This is a genomic window from Butyrivibrio sp. LC3010 (assembly GCF_000424385.1).
Lineage (GTDB): Bacteria > Bacillota > Clostridia > Lachnospirales > Lachnospiraceae > Butyrivibrio.
In genome coordinates this window covers 48,122-56,875 of the sequence record NZ_AUJU01000027.1, presented here as the reverse complement: position 1 = coordinate 56,875, position 8,754 = coordinate 48,122, and the positions used below count along the sequence as shown (strand labels likewise).

Sequence of the window (8,754 nt, the reverse complement as noted above, 5' to 3'; positions counted from 1 at the left end):
GTGGGCGCGGGCGAAGGCCGCTGCGCTCCGAGACAAAAGCATTATAAAACGTGAATGGTAACTTTAATTCTTGTGCAGTGTAATACATGGGTATGAAATCATGCTATAATAATATCGGATTTTTGTTGTGCTGCTTCGGCAGGGATGAATTTCGACAGGTATAGCAGAAACTGATTATTTGTGAGGGTGATGCAATTGAAACAATTACTTGTTGAGTTAAGGGAAAATAATGATCTTGAGCACCAGCTTGAGGACATATTAAAAGAAAGAGATACCGGGAAGTACAGCCACATCCTGATCCACATTTACAGTGGGCTGGAGGAGGCGCAGTGGACTGAAGAAATTGCCAAAGCGCTTCGTGATCTCATTCCGGAGGCGGGCATCGTGGGAACCATGTCTGCAGGTGAGATCATGAAAGGGCATGTGGTCAAAAAAGGGGTCCTTATCGGGGCTCTGTTTTTTGAGAGCACAAAAGCAGAGGCTGTTCGTTTTGATAACGTGAAGGGGAATGAGGGCGAAACGGGAAGGAAGATACGGGAGTATCTCGATAGTATTCCCGATATCAAGGCGGCTGAATTTATCCTTCCGGGAACGGAGCTTGAGACCAAGGCTCTTTTTGATGAGATAAGTGAGTGCAACAAGGATATACTGATTTTTGGAGGCTATTCCGGCGGACATGCCATGAATGCTGCCGTCCACTATGTCTTTGATGCGGAAGGCATCAAAGACGATTCTGTCTTTGTCACTGTATTTGCAGGCAGAGGCCTTCATGTCGACATGGATAAGGTGATAGGGTGGGAGGCTCTTGGTGTGCCGTTTACTGTAACCAAAGCAGATGGGCACAGGCTCATAGAACTCAGTGGAAGGCCGGCTTCAGAGATCTACGAGAGATTCCTTCATATAGACAGAAGGCTTCAGAACAATGCCCAAGAAGGGTATACTTTCCCGCTTCTTGCAGAGTACAAGGGCGATGAGTGGCTTCGAAGCGCCATACATATCGAGGAGGACGGATCATTAAATCTCCACGGCCACGTGACGGAAGGGATGGAGATCCAGCTCTCCTACGGCAACCCTTTGACCATAGTAAACAAGGTCAACGAAAGGCTTGAGGCGATAAGGCAGTTTAAGCCGCAGGCAGTCCTCATCTATTCCTGCATAGTCAGAAAGACATTCTGGGACAACTACAGGGATCTTGAACTTGTGCCCTTTGAAAAGCTATGCACAACCGCAGGTTTTTATACCTGGGGAGAGATCATGCGCAATATGAAGAACGGAGAGATTGTAGAGCACAATGTCACACAGCTCTCCATAGCCATGCGTGAGGGTGAGGCTCCGGCAGAAGAGTTCCCGCAGGCCATAGCAGATGACTCCGTGCTCAAAGGCCCCGCAGCGCAGCTTAAGAGGCTGACGAGCCTGGTCTACACTGCAATGGAAGAGCTTGCTGATGCGCAGAAGAATCTTCGCCTCCTCAATGAGAAACTAAGAGTCATGGCAGAGACAGATGCACTTACAGGTCTCTGTAGCCGGGGGAAGACTGAGGAGTTTATCAAGAGCGTTCTGTCTGATTCATCCTCGGAGGGCTTCCCTGTGAGTCTTCTTATGATAGACATCGATTATTTCAAGGCCGTCAATGACAACTACAGCCACCAGGCAGGTGATGCCGTTCTTAAGGAAATGGCTGCTCTTTTAAAAGAGCTTTCTGGCGAGCATCAGGGGGCAACAGCAGGGCGATGGGGCGGCGAGGAATTCTTCGTCGTATTTCCACACATGGACAGTGACAAGGCAATGGAGGCAGCTGAGCTTATCCGAAAGCGGACTGAGGATCATGTATTCCCTGAGGTTGGTCATATCACAATAAGCATCGGCGTTATTACTTCGCCCGGAAGCACCTATGTCAGGGACATTTTCACGAACGTGGACAAGGCCCTCTACAGCGCCAAGGAAGGTGGAAGAAACCGAGTGGTCAAGGCATAGATGAAGCCACTATTCATACTGGGCAGCGCTTGCCCGGGAAAGGCGAGAAGTGAGGTGTGTGAATTGCACAGCATAACTTGTCGCCATCATTATAATATTTCAACTTTGTCTACAATCTGAACAGCATTCCTCTTTGGCATGCTGTCATATGGTCAAGCTCTTTTCTCATTAAATCTGTCTAAATGTTATATGTTGTAAATCTGTTGTAAACTCATCACCTTTAGTTCAAAAAACCGCATGAAAAACGGCGTTTCAGCCATCAAGTTAGTACCCTGCCGTGGCAGATGAAAAGTACCTTTATCATTTTTCGTATCCTTTACACTTCAGAAGTTTTTTCAATCGTAGTTTTGCGCATATATTTCATATCTCATCAATATTCGTAGGATTGATTTGCTTTCCTAAGTGCAGCCACATAATCGCAACCTTTTTCTTTCACGTCTTCCGGATTTATCGGATAATGGACATTGTAAAGAACCCCTTTATCTCCAAACATATCCTCCATATAATCCTTCTCTATATGCCCGCCTACGACTTCAAGGCAGATCATAACATGATCATCACCCGGTACAATTTCTTTCTCCCACAAATACCTACACTCAAGGTTCATGAAACATTCAGCGACCATCGGCGCTTCTACCCATGAAGCTTTCTCCGCAGTAAGCCCTGACGAAGTTATCTCATCCGCCTCGAACTGATTGTTCTGTATTGTCTTCATGCAGGCTTCGTATAAATCAGATGACATGAAATTTAGCACTGCTACCTTCTTTTCATTTAAGCTTTGGTAAAGATGTCCTCTCTTATTCACGCTGCATAGAATCACGTAATACCCGTCTCCATGATTCGCACTCGTAAACCCTGCCCATGACTGCATCGTAGCATTTGGTTGTCCATTAGATTTATAGGTTGTGACAAGAAACATCGGTGTCGGTATTCCCATTATAAATTCTTTCCAATCAAATCCGAAGTTTTTTGCAAATTCTCCGTATGTCCCACTCATAGATTCAGGCATTTCTTTGTATTGGTATTTCATCTTTTTCCTTCCCTCCTTACAAAAGCCAACATAAGAATTAACTTCAGTCTTATCGACAACCTTCGACTATTCGAGATGATCAAACTACATACTGAAGATCTTTTTTAGCGTTCACCACCACGTATATTTCTCCCGTTCTGGGGTCTGTTTTCTCCTCAGACCTGTAGTCAAACTTAAACCCGCATGCATCCTGCAATCCTCTTGAAGCCAGATTTTTTTCACGGCAACTACAGTGAAACTCCTTCGCACCTTGATTTCTTGCCTCATCGCACAATGCATTTAGAATCTGTTTTCCATATCCTTTTCCGACAAAGTCCGGTCCAATGGCGATTCCCATATCCTCATATACACCAGTATTGACCTCACGCATGGATGCCCATCCAATGGCCTCTAATCCGCTTTCCGTTTTCAGATATACGGTAAGCGCATACTTTTCTTTACTTTGAAAATCAAGAGTCCGAAGCATCCTGTCCTTTGATTCTTCCTCAGAATCATCGATCTTCCATAGCATATATATGGCAGACTCCGGTCGGCTTGTTATATTTCGGTACAGCTGCTCCCAGTCACCAAATACAGCCTTTTTCATGATCAAATTGCTTGTCTCTATCACGACCTCTGAATAATCCGGCATAAGATCATACTTCCTTCTCCATACTTATTGAATGTACGTAAAATTTTCCTTCAGAAAATGACGATATTCTGGATGGTCTACAGCTTCTTCATATTCTTGTAGGATTGTTCTTCTGTTCCATTCTCTCATTTTCTCAGACATTTCATCGTATCTCATAATTGCTATAAGCCCTTTTTCTTCTGCCTCGAGAATTGCTTCATATGCATCCAGAATAAACTCCGAACCTGTTACTTTTACAGGTTCGTTGCTCGATGCAGCATCCGGTATCCTGATCTCAAATCCGGAATCTGTAATACTTTCTACGCTGTAGATATATCCCGAAACACCCTTATATGTCTTTTCAAGCGCGTCAGGATAATACTCCTGTAGTAGCTGTATCCCATCTTTTGTAAAACCGTACGGTCCCCATTTTTTCCATATTCCATCATAGACAAAGCCTGTTTCCCTGCAGTACTTCTCTATAGCATTGCTGAGATAAACAAGCGTATTTTCTCTTTTAGTTGAGAAATAAACCAGCGGAATATGATGATCCGATACCCTCGGCTCTAATTGCTTAATTCCTTCAACCCGGGAAGCATGATAATACATATCTAATCCTCACGTTTATTCTTTTAATTCACGTTCTATTTCTTCAATAGACGGTAAAGTCCCCTTGAAATTCTCCGGCATAAGATCCGATAATTCATACTCTGATATACCTACTGGGGCATTGGAACTGTTCACCGCATACTGTGCCAGCACATTATCCTTGTTTTTACATACAAGTAACCCCACCGTAGGAGCATCCCCATCCTTCCTGAGAATACCATCGACAGCAGCAACATACGTTCCTATCTGTCCCATATCTCCGGGCTCAAAGGCTCTGATTTTAACCTCTATCACAACATAACAGTGCAGGGTAATATTGTAGAAAAGCATATCAATATTATTCTGAATTCGGAATAATATTGACTTTATATTTAACACGTATAAAAATAACTAGCATACACCTAATCTGAAAACATCTGCATTGTCCAGAACTAAATCTTAATCAATATCTTCTACTAATTTTTTGTAAATTTCACTATTTTTAAAAAGCATCCACATAGCTGCGCTAGGTCCGTGGAGGTTTTCCCAAATATCATCACGTTTCTCAAAATTTTTTAATGTGACACCTGAAATAAAATTCCTATTCTTGCATTCTTCATTTCCCATAAACTGGTTTTGATTATTATACTCATCATCATATATTACTAACACGAATGATAATTCATGTCTGAGGCCTGCCAAATCAATAACACTACCAAGAAAACTAAAATCTGCTTTTCCTTCCTTAATAAGTTGGTTGATTTTTTGTATTCGAAAATCCTTCATTAACGCCTCATTTACTGACCCAACTCCTCTTCCTTCAAATTCCTCTATTCCAAATATTTCCTCCAAATATTCACGAAACACCGCGCAGCCCGCTGAATAATTATCTTCAACCTCGTATTTTGAATAACCTGAGACGGAATCATTTAGTATTTCAAAACCGCCAGACGGAACTAACTGAAATCGTTCCGGTGCCACCGCTACTTCTTTAGATCTCTGTATTATTTTAATATCATAATTATCATCATTTTTAATTAGTACTAGCATTTGAACACTCAACAGAGAATCCCGACCTTCCCCTCTACATAATGACTTTCTCATAGAATCAAAATATTCTTGAACCTCATCTTTACCACAAACAGATTTATGCATTGCATTACGAATTCTTGATTTTTTTATCAAGTATCTGTAGCCTTTCTTTCTTTTTCTGTAGAGTTTAAACAATTCATACTCTAACACATGATTTGAATACACATTTTCAGCATATGTACCTACGTATCCTTTAAACTGTTCCATTTTCCCATCTTTATCACATATCAATTCATCTAGCATATATCCCGGACGATCGGGAGCTTTTATCTTAGAACCGACAAGAAAATGGTATTCCCTATAATACTTATTCCTTTTATACTTCTGATGGTTTTCAGGAGAAAAATCAAAATCTACGTTTTCTTTATTTCCTAAAATATCATAATCTCTAATTGACGAATCCGCCTTCGTAATATTTTTGTATGATACAGAAAAAACAGGTATTTTCCCTCCAGTTACTGTGTCAGAAAAAAAATAATCCCCATAATATTCTCTTAAATATTCATACTCAAATTTTTTATAATCCTCAGAATTTTTTACTTTGTAAAAATTATTAATATAATTATTCTTTACAAATCCAAAAATACTTGGAATTTTTTTCTCCGCTTTTTGAAATATTTTATTTAAAATATATGAAGCAAACTCCTGAAAAACAAAAAGTCCAACCGCTCCCAATAATATTTTTTCAAATATATCTATCATTTTATCCCCCAACATTATTATTTATTCTTTAATTTGAGACCGCCACGTCACCTCATCTTGGACATCAACACGACAATCTTACAATGGAGCCCAGGCCATAACTGGTCTTCGGATATGAATATACTCTTTAACGGTATATTCGTTAGAAAGTGTGATAATCGTTATAAGGTATGCAGAAGGCTACAAATTAAGCATACACTATTCTTTCTTTTCTGTTTTTAGTACTCTGAAACGTATACGAACCATATATAGAAATATGCTTGCCTGCCGCGTTTCAGACCACTATATCCGCGTTATTCGCAGCCAGCCAGAGTCCTGCCGTGGCAGACGAATAGAATTCTTATCATTTATCTTTGCTCCTTGAAATTCTGGGTTATTTCCTGTAATGCGCACCGTTGCGGGATTAGAAAAGTGTTCACATATCACGGTGACAGAACTATAATATCACAGTTTGTGTAATAACTACGAATATCTAGGAAAATCATGGACATGAAAAGTAGTCAAAAAGTCAGGCACATTTTTGATTCTGAGATATTCTGAGAAATGATAAAGTATCTACTACCACTTATTTGTCTTACCAAAAATTGGACTTATGAAGATAAAAGTACGATGACGTTGTACTTTTGAGTAAAAGAAAAAGACGCATAAACCATATAGTTTATACGCCCTGTGCCTTAACGCTCTTTCATCAGTTTCAAAACCTATTCCATTCTAATGTTCTTAGCTTCTTTAGAATCCGTAATCATCCCCTTATACTCAAAACCATATAGTCCAGCAAAACGTGACATTGTAAAATCACAGGCTTCCAACTGCCATTTCTCCGGAGCAGCCCCCTGCATTATAAAATACAGCTTCTTTCCTTTAAACTCACCTTGTCCGATTGGTCCATAGCAGCGGTCAAGAAAATTTCTCATCAAGCCACATATATTATGCCAATAGAATGGTGAACCCATAACTACAGTGTCCACCTTTTTGATAGCTTCGACAATATCATCGAACTGATCATCAGAATATTCCTGTCCATATGCATAAATTTTATAATCGATCAGGTTCAATGTCTCATATTCCTTGCCGTCAAGAAGTTCCCTCGCCAATTCTGCTGTATTTCCGTTTTTATTTGGGCTTCCATTGATAAATAAAATGCTCATTTTATATCCTCCATCATTTTGCTGTTATATTAGAATTCCAGACCTTTTACCCAGTTTGTCACATCTTCTTCGGATACTCCTGAGCGGAATCTCATGCCTTCCGGCCATCTCTTCTAATAATTCACCGCTTTGTCCAAGTCCTGAACTTGATGAAGTACAGAAAGGAATTACTGTTTTATCCGAAAAATCATTAGATGTAATGAACTCATTTACAGGCCAGGCTGCAATGCCCCACCAGATAGGATCTGTCATCACACCCACATTTGTTCCGATATGAATGGACATAAATACAAATCCCCAATAGGCGCTCAACATGTGGATATTTCGGAATATCTCATATCCGCTGCCTGGTTTTACAAAGGCAAATACATACTCCGAAAGCATGATTCCACTTATCATGGAGCCCAGCATAGTTATAAGTATTATTAATACAACTATGGTCTGAAATAATCTGAACAATGCGTATTTTCCTTTAAATATGCTTTTAGACCACTTCCTGTTGAGCACATGATGCAGGATGAAAAGAGCCATCATTCCCATGCCAAGCCACTCATGAGCCTGTCTTCCCACAAGCTCATAAGCCATAAGCAGCATCAATATTATGGTCATCCCGATATCAACTAAAACTTTCACAATCGTATTTGTTTTCATTTACAATAAATCATTCCCTAATTCAATTAACAAGTGCCGTAATACTCTTAGTGCAGGTTGAGTACAAACTTTACAAAACCAGGATCATCATGATTTACAATCTCGCTGTGTCCAAGGTCTTTGTAAGCTACTGTTTTCATCTCTTCATCTGTAAGATCAAAATCCCATATATCAATATTTTGTTCCATACGCTCTACATGTGTGGACTTTGGAATAATAGATACGCCTCTCTGAGCATTCCACTTAAGGACTACTTGTGCAGCACTCTTTCCGTACTTATTTCCAATTGCTGTAAGGTCAGGATCTGTGAAAATACCATGTTTTCCCTCCGCAAGAGGTCCCCATGCCTGAGGCACTACTCCATAGGCTTTCATGTTCTCAAGGGCGCCCTCCTGTGCAAAGAAAGGATGAAGCTCAACCTGATTAACTGCAGGGATCACTTCCACGGTTTCACAGAAGTTAGCCAGAATAGCAGGGTAGAAGTTGGCAACACCGATAGCCTTTGTAAGGCCTTCTTTATATGCTCTTGTGATTCCTCTGTATGCTGCAAAGTAATCTCCCATAGGCTGGTGAAGAAGAATAAGGTCTGCATAACCCATATCAAGCTTCTTAAGGGAAGTCTTTACTGCTTCATATGCAGTCTCTTCAGTCTTCATATCGCTGACCCATACTTTGGTTGTGATAAAAAGTTGATCTCTTGTCACAAGGCCATCTTCAATAGCTTTTTTAACTCCTCGTCCGACAGCCTCTTCGTTCATATATGATGCTGCAGTATCAAGAAGTCTGTAGCCTGTCTTTATGGCATCGTAAACTACTCTCTCACATTCTGCTGCATCAGGAATCTGAAAAACTCCAAAGCCTTCAAGTGGCATTCTTGCTCCTGTATTAAGTGTTACGTATTCCATTTTGTATACCTCCTGTTAATATAAAGATCAACGAGTCAAATATTTTTTGTTCCT

Annotated in this window: 8 protein-coding genes and 1 pseudogene; 1 reads left to right on the top strand and 8 read right to left on the bottom strand. The window is 40.5% G+C overall.

Features of this window, described 5'->3' with window-relative positions; all coding sequences use genetic code 11:
- The first annotated feature begins 195 nt into the window (after positions 1–195).
- On the top strand, positions 196–1,974 hold the full coding sequence (locus tag G622_RS0116290; RefSeq protein ID WP_026511587.1) for a sensor domain-containing diguanylate cyclase: 1,779 nt from the start codon (positions 196–198) through the stop codon (positions 1,972–1,974).
- Between the two features lie 370 nt (positions 1,975–2,344).
- Here the strand turns inward: G622_RS0116290 and G622_RS23305 are convergent, their stop codons facing one another.
- The 8 genes and pseudogenes from G622_RS23305 to G622_RS0116250 all read right to left on the bottom strand — a co-directional run bounded on the left by G622_RS23305 (position 2,345) and on the right by G622_RS0116250 (position 8,700).
- Complete coding sequence (locus G622_RS23305) at positions 2,345–3,004, bottom strand: flavin reductase family protein (protein WP_049945912.1); 660 nt, start codon at positions 3,002–3,004, stop codon at positions 2,345–2,347.
- 79 nt (positions 3,005–3,083) lie between these two features.
- Entirely contained in the window at positions 3,084–3,635 is a 552-nt protein-coding gene (locus tag G622_RS0116280; RefSeq protein WP_044913552.1) for a GNAT family N-acetyltransferase, read from the bottom strand.
- A gap of 24 nt (positions 3,636–3,659) precedes the next feature.
- A complete protein-coding gene (locus G622_RS0116275; RefSeq protein WP_026511585.1) occupies positions 3,660–4,223 on the bottom strand; it encodes a hypothetical protein in 564 nt (187 codons plus the stop codon).
- A 15-nt stretch (positions 4,224–4,238) separates the two neighbouring features.
- Positions 4,239–4,559, bottom strand: a pseudogene (locus G622_RS23300) (PDDEXK nuclease domain-containing protein); the annotation flags it as partial.
- A gap of 102 nt (positions 4,560–4,661) precedes the next feature.
- Positions 4,662–5,996 carry a hypothetical protein gene (locus tag G622_RS0116265; protein WP_026511583.1) on the bottom strand — a complete coding sequence of 445 codons (1,335 nt, stop codon included), beginning with the start codon at positions 5,994–5,996 and terminating at the stop codon, positions 4,662–4,664.
- Between the two features lie 701 nt (positions 5,997–6,697).
- Positions 6,698–7,144 (bottom strand): flavodoxin family protein, encoded by a 447-nt coding sequence (locus tag G622_RS0116260; RefSeq protein ID WP_026511582.1) that lies wholly within the window; start codon positions 7,142–7,144, stop codon positions 6,698–6,700.
- Between the two features lie 24 nt (positions 7,145–7,168).
- Positions 7,169–7,795: a DUF4405 domain-containing protein gene (locus G622_RS26610; RefSeq protein ID WP_049945911.1), complete on the bottom strand. Its 627-nt coding sequence runs from the start codon at positions 7,793–7,795 to the stop codon at positions 7,169–7,171.
- Between the two features lie 47 nt (positions 7,796–7,842).
- Positions 7,843–8,700, bottom strand: coding sequence for an aldo/keto reductase (locus tag G622_RS0116250; protein ID WP_026511581.1), 858 nt, complete (start codon positions 8,698–8,700; stop codon positions 7,843–7,845).
- Positions 8,701–8,754: the final 54 nt, after the last annotated feature.